This window comes from Mycobacterium sp. 20KCMC460 (assembly GCF_022179425.1).
GTDB lineage: Bacteria > Actinomycetota > Actinomycetes > Mycobacteriales > Mycobacteriaceae > Mycobacterium > Mycobacterium kiyosense.
Map to the genome: position 1 here is coordinate 4,445,846 of NZ_AP025524.1, position 25,046 is coordinate 4,470,891.

19 protein-coding genes and 1 pseudogene are annotated in these 25,046 nt (G+C 68.3%); 13 read left to right on the forward strand and 7 right to left on the reverse strand.

All coding sequences use genetic code 11. From position 1 onward, the window contains the following. Positions 1–261: 261 nt before the first annotated feature. On the reverse strand, positions 262–2,094 hold the full coding sequence (eccA, locus tag MKCMC460_RS20485; RefSeq protein WP_236976713.1) for a type VII secretion AAA-ATPase EccA: 1,833 nt from the start codon (positions 2,092–2,094) through the stop codon (positions 262–264). Between the two features lie 202 nt (positions 2,095–2,296). Between eccA and MKCMC460_RS20490 the strand changes: the two genes are divergently transcribed. The 9 genes from MKCMC460_RS20490 to MKCMC460_RS20530 all read left to right on the forward strand — a co-directional run bounded on the left by MKCMC460_RS20490 (position 2,297) and on the right by MKCMC460_RS20530 (position 7,811). Beyond that, positions 2,297–2,641, forward strand: coding sequence for a hypothetical protein (locus MKCMC460_RS20490; RefSeq protein ID WP_236976715.1), 345 nt, complete (start codon positions 2,297–2,299; stop codon positions 2,639–2,641). Beyond that, positions 2,638–2,988, forward strand: a complete 351-nt coding sequence (locus tag MKCMC460_RS20495) for a YbaB/EbfC family nucleoid-associated protein (protein ID WP_236976716.1) — start codon at positions 2,638–2,640, stop codon at positions 2,986–2,988. Before MKCMC460_RS20490 ends, MKCMC460_RS20495 begins: the two co-directional genes overlap by 4 nt. Before the next feature lie 186 nt (positions 2,989–3,174). Beyond that, a complete protein-coding gene (locus MKCMC460_RS20500; RefSeq protein WP_236976717.1) occupies positions 3,175–3,474 on the forward strand; it encodes a hypothetical protein in 300 nt (99 codons plus the stop codon). A 10-nt stretch (positions 3,475–3,484) separates the two neighbouring features. Next, a complete protein-coding gene (locus tag MKCMC460_RS20505; RefSeq protein WP_236976718.1) occupies positions 3,485–4,873 on the forward strand; it encodes a hypothetical protein in 1,389 nt (462 codons plus the stop codon). A gap of 14 nt (positions 4,874–4,887) precedes the next feature. Beyond that, a complete protein-coding gene (locus tag MKCMC460_RS20510; RefSeq protein WP_236976719.1) occupies positions 4,888–5,178 on the forward strand; it encodes a PE domain-containing protein in 291 nt (96 codons plus the stop codon). A gap of 82 nt (positions 5,179–5,260) precedes the next feature. Beyond that, complete coding sequence (locus tag MKCMC460_RS20515) at positions 5,261–6,349, forward strand: PPE domain-containing protein (RefSeq protein ID WP_236976720.1); 1,089 nt, start codon at positions 5,261–5,263, stop codon at positions 6,347–6,349. Continuing rightward, positions 6,346–7,158, forward strand: coding sequence for an ESX secretion-associated protein EspG (locus MKCMC460_RS20520; RefSeq protein WP_236976721.1), 813 nt, complete (start codon positions 6,346–6,348; stop codon positions 7,156–7,158). Before MKCMC460_RS20515 ends, MKCMC460_RS20520 begins: the two co-directional genes overlap by 4 nt. 79 nt (positions 7,159–7,237) lie before the next feature. Continuing rightward, positions 7,238–7,504 (forward strand): WXG100 family type VII secretion target, encoded by a 267-nt coding sequence (locus MKCMC460_RS20525; RefSeq protein WP_236976722.1) that lies wholly within the window; start codon positions 7,238–7,240, stop codon positions 7,502–7,504. Between the two features lie 13 nt (positions 7,505–7,517). Then, a complete protein-coding gene (locus tag MKCMC460_RS20530) occupies positions 7,518–7,811 on the forward strand; it encodes a WXG100 family type VII secretion target (protein ID WP_236976724.1) in 294 nt (97 codons plus the stop codon). Positions 7,812–7,953: 142 nt separating this feature from the next. Here the strand turns inward: MKCMC460_RS20530 and MKCMC460_RS31865 are convergent. The 4 genes and pseudogenes from MKCMC460_RS31865 to eccCa form a co-directional block, all read right to left on the reverse strand. After that, positions 7,954–9,345 (reverse strand): annotated as a pseudogene (locus MKCMC460_RS31865) (AAA family ATPase); the annotation flags it as partial. 1,161 nt (positions 9,346–10,506) lie between these two features. After that, the gene (gene mycP, locus MKCMC460_RS20540; RefSeq protein ID WP_236976726.1) at positions 10,507–11,916 is read right to left on the reverse strand and encodes a type VII secretion-associated serine protease mycosin; all 1,410 of its coding nucleotides are present in this window, start codon (positions 11,914–11,916) and stop codon (positions 10,507–10,509) included. Then, positions 11,916–13,391, reverse strand: coding sequence for a type VII secretion integral membrane protein EccD (eccD, locus tag MKCMC460_RS20545; protein ID WP_236976727.1), 1,476 nt, complete (start codon positions 13,389–13,391; stop codon positions 11,916–11,918). The genes mycP and eccD (MKCMC460_RS20545) overlap by 1 nt, the downstream gene beginning before the upstream one ends. Next, a complete protein-coding gene (gene eccCa / locus MKCMC460_RS20550) occupies positions 13,388–17,428 on the reverse strand; it encodes a type VII secretion protein EccCa (protein WP_236976728.1) in 4,041 nt (1,346 codons plus the stop codon). The genes eccD (MKCMC460_RS20545) and eccCa overlap by 4 nt, the downstream gene beginning before the upstream one ends. Positions 17,429–17,521: 93 nt before the next feature. Between eccCa and eccD (MKCMC460_RS20555) the strand changes: the two genes are divergently transcribed. Then, a complete protein-coding gene (gene eccD / locus MKCMC460_RS20555; RefSeq protein ID WP_236976729.1) occupies positions 17,522–19,018 on the forward strand; it encodes a type VII secretion integral membrane protein EccD in 1,497 nt (498 codons plus the stop codon). A gap of 3 nt (positions 19,019–19,021) precedes the next feature. On the opposite strand, the gene eccB is transcribed toward eccD (MKCMC460_RS20555), so the two are convergent. Next, a complete protein-coding gene (gene eccB / locus MKCMC460_RS20560; protein WP_236976730.1) occupies positions 19,022–20,527 on the reverse strand; it encodes a type VII secretion protein EccB in 1,506 nt (501 codons plus the stop codon). A gap of 111 nt (positions 20,528–20,638) precedes the next feature. On the opposite strand from eccB, the gene eccE reads away from it, so the two are divergent. Together eccE and MKCMC460_RS20570 are read left to right on the forward strand one after the other, a co-directional pair. Continuing rightward, complete coding sequence (eccE, locus tag MKCMC460_RS20565) at positions 20,639–22,348, forward strand: type VII secretion protein EccE (protein WP_238304748.1); 1,710 nt, start codon at positions 20,639–20,641, stop codon at positions 22,346–22,348. Positions 22,349–22,436: 88 nt separating this feature from the next. Then, complete coding sequence (locus MKCMC460_RS20570) at positions 22,437–23,204, forward strand: DUF5336 domain-containing protein (protein ID WP_236976733.1); 768 nt, start codon at positions 22,437–22,439, stop codon at positions 23,202–23,204. A gap of 3 nt (positions 23,205–23,207) precedes the next feature. On the opposite strand, the gene MKCMC460_RS20575 is transcribed toward MKCMC460_RS20570, so the two are convergent. Continuing rightward, entirely contained in the window at positions 23,208–24,362 is a 1,155-nt protein-coding gene (locus tag MKCMC460_RS20575) for an FHA domain-containing protein (RefSeq protein WP_236976734.1), read from the reverse strand. A 339-nt stretch (positions 24,363–24,701) separates the two neighbouring features. Here MKCMC460_RS20575 and MKCMC460_RS20580 point away from each other — a divergent pair, with 339 nt between their 5' ends. Beyond that, positions 24,702–25,019: a WhiB family transcriptional regulator gene (locus MKCMC460_RS20580; RefSeq protein ID WP_236976735.1), complete on the forward strand. Its 318-nt coding sequence runs from the start codon at positions 24,702–24,704 to the stop codon at positions 25,017–25,019. The last annotated feature ends 27 nt before the right edge of the window (positions 25,020–25,046 follow it).

Below are 25,046 nucleotides of genomic sequence, written 5' to 3' on the forward strand. Positions count from 1 at the left end.
GCGCGTCGGCTCCAACCGCCGCGTCCGGCTCGGGTTCGGCCGCGGGTACCGGCGGCAGGTTGATGACCTGGGTGCCGGCGGTCATCGGACCCGCAGGGCCCGCGTCGGCGGCGGGCGCCGGCTCTTCGGCAACAGGTGCTGCCTCGTGGGCTGCCGGTTCGGCCGCCTCCTCGGCAAGCTTGGCCTGAATCAGGGCAACGGGTATCGGATTGGTGTCCGCGCCGCTGCTGCCCTTGAACCCGGGGGTGTCTGGATTGCCCACTAGAACGTTCTCGAAGTCAGCCGGTTGGACATGCCGAGCACGTTTTCCAGGGCGGTCCGCATGTCGGAGAGTTCGATGCGCATCAACTCGGTTTCGTCGAGATCCTCCACGCTGACGTCCTGGCGCTCACTGAGCCGGAACTCCCGTTCCTCCTCGGCCGTCTCGATCACGTTGCGCACGAAACGTCCGTTGCCGACCAAGTCGATGTCGCGGCGCAACTGGCCGGTGTCGTCGACCGACTGGTTCTCGTAGAGGCGCTTGCACGCCGCGACCAGTTCCTCGTAGGCGCCGTCGGTGAGTTCGGAGTCGCGGGTCTTGGCGATCAACCGGCCGATGTCGCCCAATTCCGTGGGGTTGTAGGAGGCGAACCGGATCCGCTTGGTGAATCGCGACGCCATGCCCTCGTTGGACGCCAGGAAGCGGTCGATCTCCGCGTCGTACCCGGCGATGATCACCACCAGCCGGTCGCGGTCGTTTTCCATCCGCGCCAGCAGGGTGTCGACCGCTTCGCGGCCGAACGCGTCACCACCGGCCAGACCGGTCTGGATCAGCGTGTAGGCCTCGTCGATGAACAGCACCCCGTCCATCGCGGTGTCGATCAGCGCCGACGTCTTGATCGCGGTGCTGCCCAAGTGCTCCCCGACGAAATCGGCACGCTTGGCTTCGACCACGGCCGGCGTCTTGAGCAGGCCCAGCCCGCAGTAGACCTGTGCGACCACCCGGGCGATGGTCGTCTTGCCGGTTCCGGGCGGACCGGTGAAGGCCAGGTGCAGGCTGCGCGCGGCGGCGCTGAGCCCCTTGCCCTCGCGCACCTTGGCCAGCTGAGCCGCCGAGCGCAGCTTGGCCACCTGCAGCTTGACGTCGGCCAGGCCGATCTGGCGGTCCAGCTCCAGCTGCGCGGCGCGCAGGTACTCGTTGCCGCGCTCGTTCATGGCCTCGGCGTCGACCTCGCGGGCGCTGCGCGCGGTTGTCGGATCCCACTTGTCGGTGCGCGAGTCGATGTCGTTTTTGGTGCTGATGATCAGCCGGAATTTCGGGTCGTGCAGCGCCGCCGCGTTGGCTTCGAACCCAGGCTCTTCGCTGTAGATCCGCTCGAAGATGGTCCGGGCCTCGGGCTCCTTGCCCATCTCGCGCAAGGTCAGGCCCTTGCAGAATTCGGCGGCCCGGCTCGCGGCCGGGATCGGGCCGTCGATCGCCAGGTCGAGCCGGCGAATACCTTCCCCGAACAAGCCCATCTGAGCGCACGCCGAGCCCACCATCAGGTTGGCCCCCGCGGCAATGTACTCGTCGGTGAACGATGTCGAATTGGCAAGTGCGGTAAGCACATCCGGCCAGCGCTGGGTAGTGAAGTGCAGCACCGCGCGGATGTAGGCACAGATCTCGGCATTCTCGGCGTCGCAGTCGGGCATCGACCGGCGCATGGTGTCCAGTTCGTCGAGCACCCGCTCGGCCTCGTCAAAGTCCTTGCCGGCGATCATGCTGGCCGCGTACGCCAGCCACACCTCGGTGAGCGTGCTCAGCGTGTAGTCCAGGTACAACCCCGTCTGAAAGCGGCCGCACAGCGCCCGTCGCGGCAGCCCGAGCCGCCGCTGCTCGCGGTTCAGGTTCTCCTTGCTGGTACGCCACAGGTTGTAGAGCACTTCGCTGCTGGTGTCACCGGCTGCGGCCCGTCCCAGCCAGGCGTCACACATCTGCGGGTCGTGCTCGGTGGCGCGTTTGAACGCCAACGCCGCGTACTGAACGTCGCGATCGGTCTCCAGCCCATCGATGGGGATGCCCAGTGACAACACCCCGGCGTCGAAGACCCGCTGAGCGTCCCTGGTGCCAGGCATCTACTCGGTGTCCTCACTACTAGTGACTGCAAGCGTCCGCGATCGCAGCTTGCCGGGCGGGGCAAGCACAAAGCGTTCTTTAATCCGGACATATAGCGGTAGAAAAGTATTGTACCGATCTGAAGAGTGTCATTGTCGCGCTAAAAATCCGGGCCGTAATCCGGCCGGACCGGCGCGGAGAGCGAGGCGGGAAGTGGTAGAGGTGCCACCGGAAAAACGGCAGCGACGCCAGCCACCGGTCCGGTCCCGTACCGGCACCATCGCCGTCGTCACCACCGAGCGCGGGCTGCCGACGGCGCTAAAAATCGACCGCAGCGAGCTGGCCCGGCCACCGCAGGACCTGGCGGCCGAGATCCTGGCGTTGTGCAAGTACTCGGCACTGCGCGCCCAGGTGGCCTTCCGCCGGGAACTGCTGGGCAAGGGATTCACGCCGTCGTCGATCCGTGAGATCGGCCTGCCCACCGAGGAGGATCTGGCCCGGGCGGAGGCCGAATTGTTCGCCGATGACGACGACGATCCGCCGGCCACCTGGATGAGGTCGGTATGACCAGCCTGGCGCAGTCGGTGATCGCGCGAGCCAAGAAGCAGCGTGATCTGCTGCAGTCGATGACCGAGCAGACCAAGACCATCAGCGCCCGGGTGACCAGCCGCAACCGGGCGGTGAGCGCGGAGGTCGACGGCCTCGGCCAACTGACCGGCTTGTGGCTGGGCCCGCCGGCCAGCCGGCTGGAACCCGACGTGCTGGCAGACCTCATCGTCGAGACCGCTCAGGCCGCGGCAAAGGTGGCCGCCGAGCGGTACAGCTTTCTTCTCAAAGAGTTCATGACCCGCATGGACGAGCTGCAGAAGTCACCGCTGGCCAGGTCCGACGGCACCATCGTGGAACCTCGGTAACCCGCAATTTCAACTTATTGCACATGCGCAAATAACGATCACGGTCTTATTACACACGTGTGAATCGCGCACCCGACACAAACCTGCTAAAAATTGGTGCAAATTAATGCTGCCGGGGGCGCTTATGGTTAGCAAAGCAGCACAAACCGCCGACTCAGCGAAAATCCTGGGGGAAAGAGGCCGACGATGACATTTTCAATGCAGCCTGAGTTCATGGAAGGACTCATCGACGCGCAGGACGGCGCTTCGGCCACCATCAGCAGTGCGTTCGGCGCGGTCACGCCCGCGGTCCTCGCTTCTTTCTCCGTGGCCCTGGGTCCGATCGCGGTGGCCAACATGATCCCGGCGATGTACGAGTCGACGGGGAACAACGTCATGAGCGGAATGATGACGGCCGCAAATCACGCGGCACTGGGCGCGGCAACGCACATCTCGCAAGGGGCATACGTCGCGACCGACACCCCCGCAAACGTCACCGAAGTCTAGGAACACTGCGATGGGGGACGTCGACACCGGCGCGCCGGCAGGCCCCCCCGGGCAGGGCGGCCCGGGGCCCGACTTCGACCATCTGCCGGTGGTCAACCAGATCGAGAACGATCTGCAAGCCTGGCTGAACCGGCCGGTGCAGGACATTTTAAGCCAGTTCAACCTCGGACAACTGCCCACCGGCGGTCCCGAGCTGCCCGGACTGCCCGGCGACGCCATTCCCGCCGACCTGACCGGAGCCACCGGCGGCATGGGCAACAACTTCGCCGGCGGGCTGCTCAAACCCGTCACCGACATGCTCGGCACCCTCGGTTCCGGCGTCTTCCAGGGCCTGAACCCCACGCAGATGTTCGGCGGAATCACCCAAGCCTTCCAGCAAGCGGCCGGCGGCGTACAGCAGGCCCTCGGCCAGATGATGGGCGGCATGGGCGGCCAGGGCTGGTCGGGCGCCGGCGCCGGCGCCGCCGCCGCGAAAACCGGAGAGACGCTGGCCAATGGCGCCGCCGTGGCAGCCCAGGGCACGGCGCTGGGCGGCCAGTACAGCGCGGCCGGGGCCAATGTCGCGCAGGGTCAGGCACGGCTCCTGGAGATCCTCATGCAGTGCCAGCACGAGCTGGAGGGCCTTTCGGCCGGGCTGCCGTGGACCGCACCGGAGATGGTCGAGTCGGCTTCGCGGGCCAGTGCGTTGGCAACTGAGTGCATCACCGAACTGGAGAGCACGCTGACCTCCCAGGCGGCAGCCACCACCGCGACCGGCGCACCGGTGGCCATCGCCCAAGGTCCCGAGATGGCCATGCAGATGATGGGTCCGCTGCTGTCGGTGGGCATGAGCATGATCGGACCCGCGATCCAGATGGGCACCATGCCCCTGTCGATGGGCATGCAAGTCGGCACACAGGTACTACAAGCAGGCATGCAGGCCGGTACCGGGCTGATGTCCAGCCTGGGCCAGGCCGGGCCGGCAACCGGCGCGGCCGCGGCCAACGCGCTGAGCCACCCCGCCCGGATGGTGAGCGCCACTCACCCCACGGGCGCCGGCGGGCACGGAGGCGGCGGCGCCGGTGCCACCACCCCGGCCCGAGCGACCGCGTCGTCCCCGATGGTGCAGAACGAGAACGGCGCCGCAGCCGCGGCGCGATCCGCCTCCGTGCGGCCCACCGTGATCGCCGCCGGCGCCGCCGGCATGGGGATGGGTGGTGGCGGCGGAATGATGGGCGCCGGCGCGGCCGGCGCACACGGCGGCAAGGCCGGCAGCGGTAGCCACACTGCGGCGTCCTTCCTGCACACGACCGATCAGGGCGGCGAGATCGTGGGCGACCTGGGCACGGCCAGCCCCGCAGTGCTCGGCGATGCCGCAGCCAACCTCGACGACGACCCCGACATCAAACTCCGGCTCTAGCAGAAAGCAACGACATGACTGACCACAATCACCTGTCCGCCCGGCCCGACGAGGTCACCGAGGTCACCCGGCAGCTCGACGAACTCGCCAGCCGGATGCAACACGTCATCCAGACCGAGACGCCAAACCTCACCACCGTCGCCTCGGGCACCGACGAGGTGTCGCAGCGGGTCGCCCACACCCTCAACGAGGTGCTCGGGTCGTTCCGGAAAGCCTCCGACCAGGGAACCAACGAGATGCAGGAAGTCGCTGCGACGCTGCGCGCGCACTCCGGGCGTATCACCGAAGCCGACCTCGCGGACTGACACGTCCGACCAACCGGCACATCCAACTTGATCCGTCGCCCTGAGGCGACGTCGGCACAGCCTGAGAAAGGGGGGCCAAGGCATGGGATTCACCAACGTGGTGTGGGAATCGCGGGACACCGAGCAACTCGCGCGCGACCTGACCGAAGGCCCCGGCCCCTCCTCGGTGGGAGAAGCGGGTGCAGCGTGGATCCGGGTGGCCAACGAGTTCGCCAAGATCTCCGCGGATTACGACCGGATCCTGGAGCGCTACCAGGCGTCGTACGACAGCAGCAACTCCGAAACCGTCGTCCGCAAGCTCGAGACCTTCGGAAAGTGGCTGCAAGCGGCCAGCCTCAGCGCCGCGGCGAACGGGCGGCGAGCCGAAGAGGCGGCGGTGGCCAACACGGTCGCGATCCTGTCGATGCCCAGCGTCTCGGAAGCCGTCGAGGCCAAGGCGGCCCAGGACATGATGGCGTCGTTGTCGGCTTATAACGGGGCCGTCCTGCAGGGCAGCTTCGCCGAGTTCGACGAAGCCGCGTCGTCGCAGCAGGCGGACGCCGCGGCGGTGATGCACCGATACGAAGACGCCTGTGCAGAGCTGGCCCAGCCGTGGGAGCAGCCGGTTCCCCCGCAGGTCACCACCGGTGCGGCGATGAAGGCTGAGAAAGAGGGCAAAGGCAAGGGCGGTGGCCATGGCGGCGGCGGAGGCGGCGGGGGCGGCGGTGCCGCCCGGCAATTGTCGCCGATGCTGGCCAGCCCCATCAGCCCCAGCAAGGAGCCGCAGGAGCTGAAGAAGACGCCGTTCAGCAACGCCGGGTCCAATGGCAGCGGCGGCGGGCTGGGCCGCGGCGCGGGATACGGCCCGATGGGGGCGATGGGCCGCAGCAACGACAGTCGGGAGCACGACTCCATCCGGCCGGCGGCCGCGCTGGAGGGCGGTGGCGAACCGGGCGCGGCCCTCTCCGATGGGGGCCAGTCCTGGCTGCCGGCCGCACAGCAGAACGATGCGCCGTTCGAGGTGTCCAACGTCAGTTGGGGCCCCAACACCGCGATATTCGACGATCTGGCGATGCCGGAGCCGGAGCCCGTCGAAGGTTTCGCCGAGGAGCCCGAGCGAACCCTGCAGCAGGTCTCCGATCGGTGGGTATCGCCGCCGGTGATCGGCGCTGAACACGAGGTGTCACTGTGACGACCGCCCTGAACGCCGCATTCACCCTGACCCAGGACGAGCTGCAGGTCCTCGCGGCGCGGGTCAACATCCAGGGCTTCCCCGCGGTACTGGGTGTGCGGACCCGGCACGCCACCATCGATGCCCTGCTGGCCGCACAGGATGCCGCGACACGGCGGCTGGCAGCGCGGGGACTGATCAGCGACGGCGCCGTCGAACCCGATCTGATCCCGCTGCTGCAGGCGCTGCAGCGCCCCCACCGCGAGCTGGCGATGCGGCTGGTGACACCCGACGGGATGAGCCGGGTGGCGATCGTCCGTCGCGGCGATCTGCAGCTGGCCGCGCGCCGCGTCGGCGACCAGTTCACGCTGCGGGTGCTCGACGGTTGCGCCGAGCTGCCCGAAGTCACCCGCGCGCTGGTCGGCGAACTTCCGCGCGCGCAAGCGGCCCAGTTCACCCCGCTGCCGGCGCCACTGGATGCGGTCGGCCGTTACCTGGCGGGCACTCACGACGCCGCGCAGCTGGCGGACCGGGTACGCGCGCTGGGCGCTGATCAGCGCACCGCGCTGACCCTGGGCGCGGCGCTGGCGACCCGGGCCGCGTTCGCCGAAATCGTCTATTACGCACTGTGTTCCGATCAGGACCGCATCGCGCGCCAACCCGCGGCGGTCGGGGTGTTCTACACGCGGCAGGGCCGAATCGTCGGCTCCCCCACCGTCTCCCCGAGCGGGCAGTTGTGGACCACGCTCAAACCAGGTTCGGAACACGCGCTGGCGCAGGCCATCGGCCAGCTCGTCGAGTTGTCCGCGGAACGATGGGAGAGGCATTAGGGAACAGTTGAATGCCAGCTACTCCGGAAGCACACCACGCAAACGAATTATCAGATAACTCAGCAGATTGGAGACTCAAATGACTGTTGCACTATCACCAGAAGAGGCAGCACGAACTCTGCAGAACATCGAGGAAATGGTCGCCCAGATCAAGCGGCGGCAGACCGACATGCGACTGCGGGCCGAGGAAATGGTCCAGAGTTCGTGGCACGGTGGCCAGGCCCGCCGGTTCGGCGAGGCCATGCAGGCCCACGATTCGGATCTGACTGCCGTCAACAACGACTTGGACAACGTCGTACAAGAGGCGCGGCAGAAAGCGAACCAGATCGAGCAGCAGGCATCGTAGGAAGGGAAATCAAATGGCAACCGATAGCGACATTCTGTACAACTTCGCCGAGAACCACGATGGGTTGGACCACATCGGCCGAGTCGTGACCGACATCCACACCATCGCCAACGATGTGCACAAGGTCTTCCAGGGCATTGCGGACCTGTGGTCGGGCCAGACGCCTGAGGCCCTGCAGGCCGCCCACCAGCGGATCAACACGCAGCTGGAGGACTACCTGCATGCGATTCAGGCGACCGGTGCCGCGGCCGGCAACCAGCAAGACGAAATGCAGGCACTGGACTCACAGCTGGCCGGCGGTTTCTGACTCCGGACGGAGGCATCAGCTCGACTCGCAGGCCCGGACTCCGCACCAGCGGAGTCCGGGTCTTCTTGTTTGCCCGCCGTTCGCTGATCTCTCCGTTCGCTGATGTCTCCGCTCGCACAGCGACACGGGCTCCGCCGAACGACTACGCCTGTTCCCTCGCTCCGCGCAACCGCCCGAAATTCTCCGACACCGAACCAGCCAATTCCAGATAAGCCTGCCTGGTGGCGGGCCGCAGCCTGTCGAAATCGACGTCGGCCCCCTCAGCGAGATGCGGGTCGAACGGAATCAGATGAATTGACCGGCAGCGCGTCTGGAAATGTTCGTACACCTTGTCCAGCTTGAGCGCCGCCGACCCGGGCCGCGAGGCACTCAGGACTACGTGCGCCTCCCGGACCAGACCCGAATGCCCGTGCTGCATAAGCCAATCCAGTGTCGCCGAGGCGCTACGGGCGGCGTCGATGGCCGGTGAACTGACCAGCACGATGGTGTGAGCCAGGTCCAGCACCGCCGACATGGCCGAGTGCATGATGCCGGTGCCGCAGTCGGTCAGGATGATGTTGTAGAAGTGCCGCAGAATATCGATGGTGCGCCGGTAGTCGTCGGCGCCGAAGACCTCCGATACCGCCGGATCCTGTTCACTGGCAAGCACTTCCAGTCGGCTGGTGGCCATCAAGGTGTGGTTGCGGACGTCGGCGTAACGGTTGATGTTCGGGTCGGCCAGCAGGTCACGCACCGTTGACCGGGTGGACATGTCACCGACGCGTTCCCCCAGCGTGCCGCGGTCGGGGTTGGCGTCGACGGCGATGACGCGGTCGTGCCGCACCGTCGCCAGTGCTGATCCCAATCCGAACGTGGTGGTGGTCTTGCCGACTCCGCCCTTGATCGACAGCACCGCGATGCGGAAGTCACCGACAATGGGCTGTCGGATCTCGGCGAGCAGATGCTCGTGCCGGCGTTGCTTGCGTGACGCTCCGGGGTTGAGGTGCCCCCCGGTCGCCCTGTGTACTGCGCGGCGCCAGCCCGACGGCGGGGCGAAGCGGTCCAGGTTGTCCACCTCGGCCTCGTCGATCGGGGGCGGCACCTGGAACGGTTGGTAACTCGGGGGCGGCCCCACGGGCGCTGGCGGCCCGCCCGGCGGTGCGGCCCGGCGTGCACGCACCGGTTGTCCGGCGACCGGCCGCGGCGTCGCCGGTGGCACGCGCTGCCCGGCGGGGGCCGGCCACCAGGGCGGCGGCGGAAACGGGCCCGGCGGGGGCGGCGGCGGGAACGGCGGGAGAGCGCCGGGCCGGCGGCGAGGGCCCGGTGTCGGGCGCCCGGACGGCGCTGACGTCGTGGGCGATTCCTGCGCAGCGGTCGCATCGTGCGCTGCCTCGTCGCGGCCCGCGGTGGCCGTCGATCCCGGCACCTGCCACGGCGGAATCACCGGCCGATGGGTGACCGACGGATCCGGGCCGTTCTCGGCGGAACTCGCGCCGGGCGGGACCCGGTGATCGGCCGGCTGGTCCTCAGCGGCCGGCTGCGGTGCCGACTCGGCACCCGGCATGAAATCGGTCCATCGCCATTCGGCCGCGGGCGCGACTACTTCCGCAGGTTCTTCGACCGCGGGTTCTTCGACCGCGGTCGGGGAAGATTCCTCCTCCGGCGCAACGCTTTTCGGTGTCACCGGCGGGCTGACCGAGTCCGACGGCGCCCAGTCATCGGCGCTCTGCTGCGGCGCGGACTCCTGGCTCTCGACGGCGACGGGCGCTGCCTCCGGCTCCGCCGGGGCAGTCTCCTCTTGCGCCCGCTTGGCGTGCATCTGCTCGAGCAGCGCCGCCGCTCTCAACTCGATGTCGTCGAGTTCGCCCGCCGCCGAGACTGTCGGCTGCTCGGGCACCGTCGGGGTCTCGGGTTCCACCGGGGACTGCGGCTCCCATCCGGTCTGTGTCGAAACCTCAACGCGGGCATCGGTTTCCGCCCCATGATCGGTGGGCGGCACCGCGGGCGCCGCGCCCCACTCGCGTTCCGTCGAAACCTCTACCGGCGCTTCGGATTCCACCGTGGCATCGGGTTGCTCAGAAATTTCCGGTGGCGCCGTCGATACCCACCACCCGGTATCCGGTGCGGATGCGCCGGCCGGAGCCGAAATCCCCGATTCCGGTGGTGCGATGCTTTCCTCGTCGATCTCCTCACCGCCCCGGCTCGGCGGGCCGGACGAATCAGTCCGGTAATCCGGCGACGAATCATCGGCGTGCTCGTCAGCCGGCGGCACCGGACGGTCGGCAGGTCGGCGCTCGCTGTCGTGACCGGCCCGCAAAGCCACTCGGTTTCGAGAACCCGCAGCGCCTTCGTGCTCGTCGTCGCGAACCGCCTCCGGCCCGGCCGACGACTGGACCGCTCCCGAAACGTCGTCGCCACCACGCGCGTGACTCTCGGCGTCGTCGGCACGTTCTTGCTTCCCGCGACCCAGCGGGGTGCGCTTCCGCTGCGGGTCGCCGGTCAGCCAGGGAGGATGCGCCAGCGATCCGCGTTCGTCCCCAGGCGTTTGCTTGGGCGTTTGCTTCGGCACCGTCATCCCCCCTTTCGATCGCAAATCGGTCGGCACGCCGTCTTCAATCCTACGTACGGGGACACGGATAATTTGCAGTACGACAGTCGCACACATTCGACACGGCACACGAACGGCAATTCCGCCGGAAGCCAGGGGTGCGGCGCCTTACTCCAGCAGGTCCGTGGCCTCGGATTGCACCGCTGCCGAAGCGCGGCGGCGCCGGGCCAGCGAAACCGCGCCCGCCACTCCCGCCAGCGCAACCGCGCCCACTGTGACCGACAACACGATGATCTGCGCGCGCTGGCTGGCCGGGTCGCGACGCGGCCGGCCGGCAATCGGCGTCGCCTGGTCCGGATTAGGCAGCTGGTTCGCCGCTGGAAGTCGATAGGTCAGCGCCGCGACCGGGTCGACCACCCCGTATCCGGTGGCCTCGTTCGGCCCCGCGCCCGGCGTGTGGGCGGTGCGCTTGACCAGCTCGATCACCTGGCCGGCGGTCAACTCGGGAAACCTGGACCGGATCAACGCCACCACGCCGGAGACGAACGGCGCCGCGAAACTCGTGCCGTTGATCGGCGCCAACCCTTGCTGGCTGAGCACGGCGTTGATCAGACCCGGGCCGTTGGAGTCCAGCGACGTGATCCGTTCACCGGGCGCGGCTACGCCGACCCAGGGTCCGCGCAGGCTGAAATCCGCGGGCTCGCCGGAGGTGGTCAGCGCGCCGACGGTCAGCACGTAGTCGCTGAACCAGGCGGGGCTGGCGATGGTCCGCACCGAATCCCAACCGCTGCGCAGTGGCATATTCGGGTCTGGCATCGCGTTCTGCGTCTTGCACAGGCCCTGGTTGTTGAAGTTGCCCGCCGCGGCCACCACCACCACGTTGCGTTCGAACGCGTAGCGCACCGCGCGGCCCAACTGGGCGTCGTCGAGTCCGGCGCCGACCGGGCTGCAGGCCACCTCGGACAGGTTGATGACGGTGGCGCCCAGATCGACCGCGCGGGTGATCGCGTAAGCCAGCGTCAGGGTGTTGCCGTATCCCGGCGAGGTGGCATTGGGATCGTTGGTCTGCGCGGAACCACCTTCCCTGACCGCGTAGACCGCGCTGTTCTGCCGGATCGACAAGATCGTCGCGTCGGGCGCCACCCCGAAGAAGCGGTCGGCCGGGCTGGGTTGCGCGGCGATGATCCCCGCCACCAGCGTGCCGTGGGCGTCGCAGTCCTGCAGACCGTCGGTGCTGGACACATAGTCGCCGCCGCCCTGCAACGCGGGCAGCCGTGGATGCCGGTTGACGCCGGTGTCGATCACCGCGACCTTCTGCCCGGCACCGCGCGAGAGCCGCCACGCGTCGGTGAAGTTCAGCATCGCCTCGGCGCTGGTCTGCACGGTGAAGTCGGTCTGCGGCAGTACCCCGGTGGGAACGCCGCAGATCGCCTTCAGATCGGTCGGCTCCGGCGGACCGACCGGCCCACTGGGCGGCGGACCCGGTTCCACCACCGGCGGTCTAATCGCCAGCGCGGGAGCGGCATCCACCGCACCGGTCACCAGTAAGACGGACAGAACCGCGACCAGGCGCCGCATCAGAATCCCAGCCGCTGGTAGATGCCCACCACCCACAGCGCTAGCGGTATCAGCGACCCGACAGCCAGGTAATCCAGATACGCGAGCAAAGTCGCCGTTCGCGAAGGCGACCCGTCGCCGGCATCGACCAACCCGGCCGCCGCGGCGCCGAGCGCCACGACCAGCAGCACGCCGAGCGCCACCTGCGGCATCGGTCGCATCCCGTCCTGCGCCGTCACGCAGGTAAACACCATGATCGTGACAGCCGGCACCTCCAACGCGGCGCGCTCCAACCAGCTGCCGAAGACTCTGCTGTGCAAGGCCAGCACCGTCGCGGCCGTCAACGCGAACGCGAACGTGGGCCAGTCCAGCGGCACACCGCTGCGCAACAGCAGTGCCAGCAGCACCGTCGCAGCGCCCGCCGCGCCGGCCAGCAGTGCAGCGCGGGTCACCGCCGCCGACTTGGCCCTGGTCCACACCTCCTCGGCGGTCGGCATGGTCACGCCCGGACCACCATCTGCGGCCGGAGCGGACGGCTCGAACGGATTCTCGAAATCCCAGTCCTCGCGCCGGGTTTCGACAGCGACGGACGGGGTCTCGAATCGACCCCACCTCGCCGTCAGCCGGCGCACCGCCAGGCAGATCAAGAGCGTGGTCACCGCCGCGGTCACGTACACGATGTCGGCGCGGCCATGCAGCGCCCGGGCCGGCATCACCAGACCGACCAGACCGAACAACACAGCGTTGGCCAAAAACGCCCCGTGCCCGGTGCCGATCACCCGGTCATACACGACGCAGAGCAGCAGCACCGCCGCGCAGGCGCCGGCCAAGCCGTAATAGCCGTACCGCCCCCCCACCGCGAAGGCGACACCGGCGGTGACCGGGATCGCCGCCCAGCCCAGCGCCGCCGCGACGTCGCTCAGCCGATAGGACCGGTGCGCCATGGCGGCCCCGCCCACCAGGGCCAGCACCACGGCCACCGCCAGGGCGACGATCACGAGGTGGTGCGCCGCGGCAATCCTGCCGACGACGCAATAGGTGATGGCCAACGCGGCGAGATGAACTCCGGCGAACGCCATCCAGCGTGCAGACCCGGCATCCCAGGCGGCGTAGGCCACCTTGTTCAGCCGACCGACGGCGTCCACCACGTCGTCGTAGAGGGTGGGCGGCGACAGTGCCCGTTGCGACGCGAGGCGCAGCAGTTCACCACCACCCACACCGGCCTGGCGCAGCGTCTGTTCCGGCTTCAACGCGACGCCGCCGTCGACTCGGCTGAGCACCCAGAAGTTGCGCCGCTGGTCCCTGGCGGCCTCGTCGTCGCGGTCGAAATCCCGGGACCGGACCAGCCGGGCCAGGTCGGGAACGATGTTCGAAATCGGAATGTCCAGTGGCAACGCGATATCCAGCTGGGTGTTCCCGCCCAACACCGACACCCGGATGTGCTCCGGTGCGGCCGACACCACCCGGAGCTGGCTGAGCTCGCTGATGCCGGTCACAGGTCCGGCATCCTGGACAGCTGGATCACGCCGCTCTTTGTGGTCCGCGAAACCAACATGCCTCGGCCCGGGGGCATTTCGGTGGCTTTGTAGCCGAACAGTGCACCTTCGTCCTTGGTGCCGCTCATCACCAAACCGTTGCACGACAGATCCTTGAGCCGTCCCAGGAACTGGTCCAGCATGGCGCGCCCGGCACCGCCGATCCGGCGGGTGACGACGACCCGCAGGCCGATGTCACGGGCCTGGGGCAGAAATTCGATCAGCGGAGTCAACGGGCTGCTCAGCGATCCGGTGGCGACCAGGTCGTAGTCGTCGATCATCACGAAGATGTCCGGACCCGACCACCAGGACCTTTCCTTGAGCTGCTGCTGGGTGATGTCGCTGGGCGGCAACCGGCCCTTCAGGGTGGTGGCCAGCGCTGTCATCAGCTCGGTACACGACTGCGACGCCGTGGCATAGCCCGCCAGGTACTCGTTGTCCACCACACCGAGCATCGAACGACGGTAGTCGACCAGGATGATCTTGCACTGATCGGCCGTTGCGTTCTCCATCAACCCGGTGGCGACGTTACGCAGCAGGCTGGTCTTGCCGCACTCCGTGTCACCCAGCGCCACAAAATGCGGCTGCGCATCGAAATCGATTATCACGGGTGCTAATTCGGATTCGTTGATCCCCACGGCAACGCGGGATGGGCCCAGCATCCCGGCCGTGCGGGCCGCGCGGACCACGGCCTTGCGATCCAGATTGTGCGGCAGCATCCGCACCCGGGGCGCCTGCCGTTTGCCGTAGTGCGCGCGCATCGCGCTGACCGCGCCGGCAACACCCTCCGGCAGATCCTCGACGCCGGAACTGGAATCCAGCCGCGGCAGTGCGATCAGGATGTGCAACCGTTCGCTGTTGATACCCCGGCCCGGGCGGCCGACCGGCACCAATTCGTTGTATCGGCGGCCCACGTCGCTGTCCAGCGCGTCGCCCAGCTTCAGTTCGATGCGGGTACCCAACATGTCCTTGACGGCCGCACGCATCTCCATCCAACGCGTCGCGGAGACCACCAGGTGCACCCCGTATGAAAGCCCTTGCACCGCAAGCGAAGTCAGAACAGGCTCGAGCATTTCAAAGTCGCTGCGGATCGAGGCCCAGCCGTCGACCACGAGGAAAAGGTCGCCGAACTTGTCCTGGCTCAACGGATCCTGCGCGGCCACCTCCGGCGCCAGCGTCGCCAGGCGGGCCTTGCGGGCGCGGAAGTCCCGCATCGACTCGATGCCCAGCTCGCGGAACCGCATCTCGCGGGCGCGCAGCACTCCCGACACCTCGGCGACGGTGCGACGGATACCGTCGGCATCCATCCGGCCGGCAACCCCGCCCACATGCGGCAGGTTGGCCAGGCTGGCCAGCGTCCCGCCGCCGAAGTCCAGGCAGAAGAACTGCACCTGCTCGGGAGTGTGCGTGGCCGCCGCCGACATGATCAGCGTGCGCAGCGCCGTCGACTTGCCCGACTGTGGGCCGCCGACCACCGCGACATTGCCCTGGGCGCCACTCAAATCGACCATCAACACGTCGCGGCGCTGATCGTATGGTCGGTCCACCACTCCCATGGGCAGCCACAGCCGGCCGTCGAGATTCTCCGGCGCGGCCCAATTGCTGTCCGGCAGAAGTTGATTGACCGCCGGGCTCTCGTCCAGCGGCGGCAGCCACACCTCGTGCGCCGGGCGTCCGTGGCCCCGCAGCCGGGACACCACGACGTCGAGCAGTGTCGTCTTGGCCGGACCGGCAGGCACGCTGATCTGCGGCTCGTCCACTTCGACCGGGGCGGCGCGCTCGGAGGCCACGGTTTCCTTTTTCACCGGCGTGGCGGTGAAAAGCTTGGGCGCCAACGCGCCCAGCTGCCGGCCCCTGCTGCCCTGAGCGGCCCGGCGGGGCCGGACGTATTCGCCCGACACGTAGCACGTGTTGAACCGAATCGGTTCGGAGGCATCACATTTCAGAAACGCCGAGCCTGGCACACTGGGCAGGTGATAGGCGTCCGGGACACCGAGCACGCTGCGCGACTCACCGGCCGAGAACGTCTTGAGCCCGATCCGGTAGGACAGATGCGAGTCCAGGCCGCGTAGTTTTCCTTCTTCCAGGCGTTGCGACGCCAGCAGCAGGTGTACGTGCAGCGACCGGCCCAGTCGGCCGATCATCACGAAGAGCTCCGCGAAATCCGGTTTCTGCGAGAGCAATTCGGAGAATTCGTCGACGATGATGAACAACGCCGGCAGCGGGTCCAGCTCGGCGCCGTTGGCGCGGGCGCGTTCGTATTCGTTGACGTTGGGGAAGTTGCCCGCCGCGCGCAACAGTTCCTGGCGGCGGTTCAGCTCACCGGCCAGCGCATCGCGCATCCGGTCGACCAGGATGAGCTCGTCCTCCAGGTTGGTGATGATCGCCGCGATATGCGGCACCCCCTCGAGCCCGAGAAACGTTGCGCCACCTTTGAAGTCGACCAGCACCATGTTCAACACATCGGGCGAGTGCGAGGTGATCATCGACAACACCAGCGTGCGCAGGAACTCCGACTTGCCCGACCCGGTGGCGCCGATGCACAGGCCATGCGGGCCCATGCCGGACTCGGCGGACTCCTTGATGTCCAGCTCCAGCGGTTGGCCGTTGGGGGTGTAGCCGATCGGCACCCGCAACCGCTCGCGGGGCGAGCGTTTCCGCCACACCTGCTCGGGGACGATCTCGGCTGCGTCGGGGATCTTCAGCAGCGTCATCAAACCCGGGTCGGTGGCGCGCGAATCGGCCTCCAGGTTGACGATGTGCGCGGCGCTGGCCAACCGGTAGCGGCCGATGCGGCGGGCCGTCGCCTCCGCCTCGGCGATGGTGATCGCGTCGGGCGTCGCGAACCGCTCGACCCCGACCGCGGTGCGGGCACCGACGTGCTCGCCTTCGGCGTCGGCTTCCAGCACCAGCGCCAGCCCGCGCCGGCTCGCCGCGGTGTCGGAGCCGTTGAGGTCCAGCAACACGACACTGTCCAATCCGGCGTCGGTGACCAGACGTTCGGTTCCGGTGACGTAGCCGTCGTCGACGACCACCACCAGCTGCTTGAGCCCCTTGGTGGGTTCCGCGTTGCGGGTGAACCGGCCCCGCTCGCCCAGGTCGGCGGCCAGCGACCGCTCGAGCAGATCGAGGCTGGGAAACAGCATGCGCATCGGACCCAGGCCGTCGCGGGCCGTGGCGTGCTGCGCGTGCGGCAACCACTTGACCCAGCTCCAGTTCTCGCCGTCGGGGTTTGCCGTCACCACCGCCACCTGTACCTGGTCCGGGCCGTGGAACGTGCACAACTCCAGCACCATGGACCGCACCAACTGCCGCGCCAGCTTGCGGTCGCCTTCGAAACTGATGGCGGGGAAAGCGCGCAGGGACACCGCGGTGGGCAGGGCGTGTACCACCGAATGCGTTTTGACGAACCGACGCAACGCCACCGTCGAGACCGGCTCGAGGTCCTCCGGTGGGCCGGTCTCGGGTGCCAGCAGCCGGGTCGCCAGCCGGTGGGTGCCGATGCCCACCCGCACGTGGCACCAGTCGTTGTCGGTGGTTCGACGTTCCCACATCCGCCGGCTGCCCACCACGTCACCCAGGGCGCGCGGGTCGGGGTGACTCCACTCCAGCGCCGTGCGCTGACCCTCGCCGGTTTCCTCGGCGTCGTCACGCAGGTTCGCCAGGTAACTGAAGTAGTCCTTGCGTTCCTCGTTGAGTTCCGCGGCCGCCTTGCCGGAACGTCCGCCGCCGCCCATGAACATGCCGGCCATCGACATGATCATCATCATCGGGAAGATCAGGAACATCGGATTGCGCGCCAGATCCCGGCCGCCGACCGTCACCATCAGCGCGATCATCCCGACGACGGCGACGATCATCACGAACGGCAGCAGCTTCACCACCAGGTTGCCGGGAACCACCCGCGGCACTTCCGGCGGCGGCTGCAAGTTGACTTCACCACCGGGCATGCGCGGCGGCGACGCCCGCTGCCGGCGCACGAAACCCTGCGTACTCAAAAGGCCTTTTCCCCGAAACTCGCGACAGATTCTCCACCCGCCCCTGGGTAATGTGACCAGCGAAATGCCACAACACGCAGGAGGCCGACAGCGATGACTCTACCGCCGTCGCTGTCGGAATTAGACGCCGAATCCGAGGCCGAACCCACCCTCAGCCGCGTCACTTTGGTGGTCGGTGACCTGCGGCTGGACTTCGGGCTACCGGCCGACACCAGCATCGGTGCGTTCATCGACGACGTCATCGACATCGCCAACGAGCAGATCGCCGCACACCCCGGCCCGGACGCCGAACTCGAACAGGTCGTCTTCGACACCACGGAGGGCAAGTGGACGCTGGCCCGGCTCGGTGACGATGCGATCGACCCGAGCCGTTCACTGCGCGAGGCCGGCATTTACGACGGCGAGTTGCTGACCATTCGGGAAATCGACCAGCCGGCCCGGCCGATGTTGTTCGACGACGTGCTGGACACCGACGGGCAGCCGGACAGCTCGATACTCGGCATGGGTGCCCGCCACGCGCGACTGATCACCAGCTTCGGTGTGGGCCTGACCGCTTCGGTGACCATCGCTTTCCTGCTGCCGCGGCACGCCACCGTGATCTACCTTCCCGCTACTGCGCTGGGTATCGGATGCCTGGCGGTACTCCTCGCCTGCGTCGTCGCTCACCGCTGCGGCGGTGCGCGACGCTCGGAGTGGCTCGCGGCGGTCGCCACGCCGCTGTTGTTCGGCGGCGCCCTGTACGTGGTGCCCGACGGCTGGGGAGCCAAATCGCTGCCGATGGCGTTCGCGCTGACCGGACTGGCGTCGCTGCTGGTGTTGCTGGTCACCGGCCGCGGCCGGGCGCTGCACACCGCGGTGATCGCGTTGGCGGTGATCGGTGGCGCCGCCGCGGTGGCCGGGCTGCTGTGGAGTCCGCCGCCGCGCGCCACCGGCGCGGTGCTGGCCACGGTGTCGGTGATCGTCGTGTACCTGTCACCACGGGTGACGATCCTGCTGGCGAAACTGCCCGTCCCGCGGGTGCCCACGGCCGGCGAGCCGCTCGACGACATCGAAACGCAGGGCGGGACGACCGTCGAGGGGGTCAACGCCGTCGGCAAACAGGTGATCCCGACCGAGGAAGGCATGATCGTGCGGGTGCGGCGGGCAAGTCAGTACCTGACCGGCATCCTGACCGCCACCGCCGTCACCGCAACGGTCGGCTGTTACCTGGCGGTCGACGTCAGCGACGGATTTTATTGGCAGGGAACGGTTTTCGCGACCGCGGTGGCGACCGTGCTGTGCCTGCGCGGACGCAGCCACCACGATCTGCGCCAGTCGGCGACGCTGATCGCAGCGGGTTTGACGATCGCGCTGTTGACCATCGTCAAAACTGCTGTCGGCCTGGACAATTGGGAGTTCAACGGCACCGCGGCGCTGGTGGTGCTGATGGTGTTGGTGGTCGCCTGCGGCATCATCGCCCCCCGGTTGGAGTTCTCGCCGGTGCTGCGGCGGCAGGTGGAGCTCCTGGAATACCTGGCGATCGTGCTGATCTTCCCGCTGTGCTGCTGGATGGTGCGTCTGTACGCGATGTTCCGCGAGCTCCGGATCTGACGGCTAGGACCTGGGCTGCTCGACCTTGGAGCCACGCGGGTCGGCGGCCATCCCGTCGTGCGCGACCAGCGCCGCTTCCTGGGACAGTTCCGGTCCGGCCGGCAACAACGACACGACCGGCCACGGAGCCAGTTGCGGCACCTCGCTGTCGTCTCCCGGCTTGCGCACGCCGGTGACACCCAGCGCCGCGGCGGTGGGCAGATCCTTGATGTGATAGCGCACGCCGGCGTCGGAGATGTAGAAGAGCTGCCCCTTGGCCCGGCTGTCCGGCTCCGCCCCGGTGGCTTGCACGTACTCGCCGGTGCCGGGTTTGAGGTACACCGAGTCGACGCCGGGCCCGTTGCCGTCGGCGGTGGCCAGACCGACCGGCTGCGCCCCGTCCGGAATCGGCAGCCGGTGCCCGACCAGCACCCGCACCGTGGCCTGCGCGGCGGAGTTCGCCCGTTCCCAGGCCATGCACACCACCCGGTCCGGCTCCACGGGCACCACCTGCGGCGACACTTTCGGGTAGTGATCCACCGGCAGGGTGTGCGCAATCGGGATGTGACTGACCACCGCCGGCGACACCTCGTGGGTCGCCTGGGACACGACATCGTTGGGATTGCTGTACCGGATGATGTCGGCCGCCGCCGCGGACACCGGTTGCAAACCATTGGGCAGTACGACGTAGAGCTGCTCGCCGCGCGAATCGACGGTCTTGACGATCGATCCGACCGGATAGCTGGCAGGCACGCCGGGTACGACACTGCCGGCCCCCTCGATGACCACCGGGCGGATCGGCGGGACCAGCGGGAAAGTGTTGAGTAGTGAGGCCGAGATGGGCCGCGTCGGCTCGTTCTGCAGATGCAGGGCGTTGACGACGACGGTGTCGCCGGGGTCGATCAGCGCGCGGACGCCATCGAAGATCAGGTAGACCGAGTCGCCGGCCCGGACCAGCAGCATCTGCGCCGGCGCCGCCGCGCCGATGTCGTCGCCCAAAGTGAGGTCGCCCGCGACGACCGTGGTCAGCACGCTGGCCGTCCCGATGCTTCTCGACACGTCGGGGGTGGTGACGGTGTCACACACCGTCCAATGCGAGCTGCGCATGTCGGCGCCACCGTGAATGGCGTTGGGCGCGCCGATGATCCCCACCATCGGCCCGCGCGGCACTTGATTGAGCCACTTGTCGCTGACCGATTTGGGGAGATCGGGCTTGCCGGTGATCATCCGGGCCGACGCCAGGTTCAGGACGGGATGCAGGCGCTCGCCGATGCGCACGTAGAGGCCGCCGCCGTTGCTGAGCAAAATCTGGGCATTACCGATGTTCGGCGACGGTTTGAAGAAGGCCAGCACCCCGGCCGCCCCGGTGATGAGGATCGCGATCACCAAACCCACCAGCAACGACCGCATCTGCCCGCGCATGGGGTCGTGAATCATCCGCGAGTCGGCCCGGATCAGCGCGTGCTCGAGCCGGCGGATCAGGAACCGATAGCCGTTGACTTGCGCGCGCGTCGTGACTTGCGCGGGCATATGTGCACCCCCATCAACGTCGGTCCAGCACCGAGCCTCGGTAGCGTATAACAGCGCGACCGCGGAAATGCGCGCCAGTTTTCGCTGCGCACACTGGTTAGGATTTCGTCTGTGCCGCGTCGTGCAGCAACGTCCCGGGAGCGGGGCGCGCCTTCTGACCCCCCCGAGTTGCGCTCGACGATCGACATCGGGGCGCAGCGCGTATTGCCGCTGCCCGATCTGCTGGTGCTGCAATTACTGGTGGCCGCGGGGACGGTCACAGCGCCGCTGCTCGGGTTCCCGGGATGGCAGGGCAGCGCGGTCGGCTTGGCGGCCGCTCTGATTCTGGTCGTGCGGGTTCGCGGCATGACTCTGCCCAGGTTGGTCGCGCTGCGGACGGGTTTTCGGCGGCAACGCCGCAAGAGGGCCAAGAAGCGGACCCTGGCCGAACCTTTCGACGTCCCGACGGCCGATGGCGCCCTGATCGGCTTCCGTTGGGACGGAAGCACTCTGATGTCGTTGTTGAAGATCGAAGAGAACCCGCAGGCGATGACCATCATGGAGCCGGGGACGACGGTTTCCGGAGAAACCGTGCCGGTGCAGGCGTTGGTGGAATGCCTGCAGCAGTTCGACATCACCCTGGACTCCATCGACGTGATCAGCCAGGGCGCCCGGTCGCAGGGCCACAGCCAGGTGGCCGCGGTGTACGACGCCGTGCTGGGGCCGCTGCCGGCGATCGCCCAGCGCAATGTATGGATCGCCGTCCGGTTCGACCCGTCGCGCTGCGCGGCGGCGGTACGCCGGCGCGGCGGCGGCCGCGACGGCATCCTGCGGGCCGCCACGACTGCGACTCGCCGGGTGGCCAACCGGCTGACCGAGGGCGGGCTGCGCACCCGGGTGCTGACCGCCGGGGAGATCGGCCAGGCCACCCACCAGCTCACCGACGGGGTGGATCTGGCCACCGTCGAGGAGACCTGGCGGACCTGCCGGGAAGGCAGGTTCAGGTTGCGCAGCTTCGCCGTCGCACCGCGCATGCTGACCACGGCCGGACTCGGGCTGTTGTGGACCATCCCCAGCTACTCGACCACCATGAGCCTGTCGTTGCGGCGCGACCACCCGCGCGGCCCCGTCGCGATCCGGGGCCTGGCCCGCTTCGACACCCACGGCCGGTCGCGGGTCAACCTGCGCGGCCTGACCCATCTGCGGGGACATCAGTATTCGGCGCTGGCCGCCAGTCTGCCGGTGCCGGCCCCGGCCCGGCCGATCGAAAAGTGGGCCTACTCGACCGCGGATCCGATCGGGGATTTCGCGTCGCTACGCGTTCCCGCCTCGGGCTGCGGGCAGGTGATCGGCGCCGACGAGCATGGTCGCGCGGTGGCGCTGGCCCTGTTCGGCCCGCAGATCCGGCGCGTCGAAATCGCCGGCACGCTGCACCTGGCCCAGCAGGTGGTGCTGCGGTCGCTGGCGTTGGGGGCGCACGTGCTGGTACACACCCGTCGGCCGGCCAAGTGGCGCACCATGGTCGACGAGGTCGACGACCACGACCTGCTGTGGGTCGCCGACTTCAATCGAGGCTCGATGCAGGCCGGCGCGGACCGGAACTATTCGGTGGAGATGTTCGACGGGGTGGCCGAGCAGGCGGTGCGGGTGGGAGTGACCGCGATCGTGGTGATACCGCCGGAGTCGGCGGTCACGGCAAACGCCGACGTGGCCCTGGAACTGCTGGACTTCGCCAGCGACACGGTCAGGGTGAGCACGCGGGCGGGGTCGTCGGTGGTCACCATGGTCGCGACCGACGAGGAGATGCGCTACCTCAAGGCCTCGTTCGCCGACGAAGAGTGAAATGCGGCGCAGGGTGCCGATTTGCCTGACCGGGGTGCGCTAGCGTGAATCGAGGTCACCCCGATCGGGGCGGTTTGAAGGAGTGATCATGGCTTACCCCACGGGCCCGTCGGGCGGTTACTACGGCGACCACTCGCAGTGGGTCGCCGATTCCAAATCCGGTGCCAAGTCGCACCGCCATCTGACGCTGGCCGTGGCATTGCTGGGTATGGGTTCCTACCTGGTCAGTTTCGGGCCGATGCTCGGCGTGGGCGGGATCGACTGGGACGTCCGCTTCGCCGCGCTGGCGGGCCTGCTTGCGGTGTTCGGGCTGCTGCCCGGGCAGACGCCCACCGGCAAGGTCATCGCAGCGCTGGCCGCGATCGGTTTCCTCGATGCCCTGTCGAGGGCGATCGTGGTCCCCGACGGCGTCGAGCCGGGGTGGGCGCTGTGGGTGGTCGTGGTGCTCAACGCGCTGCAGGCGGCGGCCGCGGTGGGCGCATTGCTCAATCAGCCGACCGAAGCCGACGCGCAGCAGGCGTGGTATGCGGCCTACGCCGAACAGTATGCGCAGGCCGCAGCCCAGTACTACGGCCAGTACGAGCAGGAGGAACAGGCCGAGGATCGGTATGAAAGCGGTACCGCGCACGCCCAGCAGACCCAGCAGGTCTCGGCACCGGCGCCCGGACGCGCCGCCAGCCCGCAGGGCGCCAGCTACGCGGAGTTCATCGGCGACCAAGCCGCCGCGGACACCCGCGCGCCGCAGACCCAGGCGCCGGCGCCCGCCACCGGTGTGCCCAACGCGGCGCATTCCCCGACTCCGGCGCAGCAGCAGACCGTCGCGTTTCAGACGCCCTACCGAACGTCGCCGCAGTAGGGCTCAGCTGATCGACAGCTGTCCGATCAGGGTGCTCAGCGCCGCGGCGACATCGTTGGGGATGGGCCGTTCCGCCTCCGCGTCGGCCAGGAACGATGCGGGCAGGCCCGCAGCGGCAGCCGCCTCCTCGATGCTGAGTTCCGCGCGGTGCCGCGCCCCGTACAGCCGTTGACCCAACGTCGCGTGCGGTGATCGCGCAGCCCGCGCCATCACGTCGTTGTACGCGCGTCGCACGCTGCTCAGCGCCAACACCACCGCCGGTGTGCCCTTGGCGTTACGCGCGGCGCTGGCGGCCACGTTCTCGAGTTTGCGCAGATCAGCGAGGATGCTGGTGACCCGCGGGGTGAAATCCGGATGGGTCGGTTCCGGCAGCAGCCTGGTGGCCGCGTTGATGCTGTGCATGGCCAGTTCGACGGCCTCGGCCATCAGCGGGGCGCGCACGGTGTCGGTGAGCACCTCGGTGGTGTCGTCCCCGACCGCCGGAGCGGGAGCGCCCGGTAGTGACGCTTCACCGCTGCGAATCCGCGTGATCGTGCCGGGCGACCATTGCAGCGCCTTTTCCAGTTTGGCCAGGGTGGCGCGGCGCGGCCAGCTGCGCCCCTTCTCGAAGGCGATGAGGGTACCGGCGTTGATGACTTTGTCCTTGGCCAGACCTCGCTGAGTGATCTCGAGTTCGGCACGCCGGGCAGCAACCGCGCGGCCGGCGCGTGCGACGCCCGGGTCGCTGTCGGCCCCCCACCATTCGTCGTCCTCGTCACCCTCGGGCAGTTCGATCACGCCGGTCGCTTCGGTCGAGGGGTCGACCTGCGCGCCCGGGTCACCCGGTGCGCCGGCCACGCTCGGCGTCAGCGAGACCGGGATGCCTTCGGGTGCGCCCAGGTGCAAGGTGGTGGGCCCGGTGATCAGCACCGAGCTGCGCCGCACGCCGTCGAGATACATGCCGTTGGTGCTGGTGTCGATCGCTTGCCAGGCGTCCTGGCCCGGCTCGAGACGCACGTGTGACCGGGAAATGCGCTCATCGGCCAGATGTACTGCCGCGGCGCTGTCCCGGCCGATCACCGCGACTCCGGCGTGCGGATCCAGGGTATGCACTTGATCGCCGAGTCGCACCGCGATGGCGGGCGTGGCCACCGCGCGACCCGCGTGATCAACGGTCACCGCGTCACTCCCCCGGTCACTTCCGCACGCGTCGGCTCCGAATGGTTGAGCATCCTTGCTACAGCCTTTCTCAAGCACTGCGGTTACTGATGCTACATGTTTCCTGGCACATATCTCCGCGTCAGATGTCACGGATTCGCAGCACCCAGCGTTCCCACTGGCGGAGCGGTTGCCGCCGACACGCCGCTGATCAGGCATTTCATCGTGCTCCCCTAACGGCGCTTGTACGTTTTCGTAGATCGCTTCGATTTAGTTGTTGCACTAGCGCTGCAACTTTGGTTAAAGTCGTCGCATCGGCGCCCTGCGGGGCCCAGACAGCCAGACACGGAGGGGGCAGTGATGACTGCAACGGCGGTACCGCTGGTCACACGGTTGGACGAATACGTTCCGGTGTGCGCCGCCCAACCACAGCGATGGACGACCACCGAGCCCGACGACGAAGCCAAAGCGTTGTGCCAGGCCTGCCCGCGGCGCTGGCTCTGCGCGCGTGAGGCGTGCCAGGACCCCGCTGTCGAGGGCCTGTGGGCCGGCGTGGTGATCCCAGAATCGGGACGGCCGCGAGACTTCGCTTTGCGACAGCTACGCGCACTGGCCGAACGCGGCGGTTACCAGGTTGCGCCGCGACGGCGCGGGCGACCGCGGAAGTATCTGCCGTAGCCGTGCGGCGCCCGGTCTATCGATTGG

Coding starts and splice junctions, on each gene's coding strand:
- eccD (WP_236976729.1), top strand. CDS start 17,522: ATGACTCTACCGCCGTCGCTGTCGGAATTAGACGCCGAATCCGAGGCC.
- MKCMC460_RS20515 (WP_236976720.1), top strand. CDS start 5,261: ATGGGATTCACCAACGTGGTGTGGGAATCGCGGGACACCGAGCAACTC.
- MKCMC460_RS20530 (WP_236976724.1), top strand. CDS start 7,518: ATGGCAACCGATAGCGACATTCTGTACAACTTCGCCGAGAACCACGAT.
- mycP (WP_236976726.1), bottom strand. CDS start 11,916: ATGCGGCGCCTGGTCGCGGTTCTGTCCGTCTTACTGGTGACCGGTGCG.
- MKCMC460_RS20580 (WP_236976735.1), top strand. CDS start 24,702: ATGACTGCAACGGCGGTACCGCTGGTCACACGGTTGGACGAATACGTT.
- MKCMC460_RS20495 (WP_236976716.1), top strand. CDS start 2,638: ATGACCAGCCTGGCGCAGTCGGTGATCGCGCGAGCCAAGAAGCAGCGT.
- eccA (WP_236976713.1), bottom strand. CDS start 2,094: ATGCCTGGCACCAGGGACGCTCAGCGGGTCTTCGACGCCGGGGTGTTG.
- MKCMC460_RS20510 (WP_236976719.1), top strand. CDS start 4,888: ATGACTGACCACAATCACCTGTCCGCCCGGCCCGACGAGGTCACCGAG.
- MKCMC460_RS20525 (WP_236976722.1), top strand. CDS start 7,238: ATGACTGTTGCACTATCACCAGAAGAGGCAGCACGAACTCTGCAGAAC.
- MKCMC460_RS20570 (WP_236976733.1), top strand. CDS start 22,437: ATGGCTTACCCCACGGGCCCGTCGGGCGGTTACTACGGCGACCACTCG.
- MKCMC460_RS20505 (WP_236976718.1), top strand. CDS start 3,485: ATGGGGGACGTCGACACCGGCGCGCCGGCAGGCCCCCCCGGGCAGGGC.
- eccB (WP_236976730.1), bottom strand. CDS start 20,527: ATGCCCGCGCAAGTCACGACGCGCGCGCAAGTCAACGGCTATCGGTTC.
- MKCMC460_RS20500 (WP_236976717.1), top strand. CDS start 3,175: ATGACATTTTCAATGCAGCCTGAGTTCATGGAAGGACTCATCGACGCG.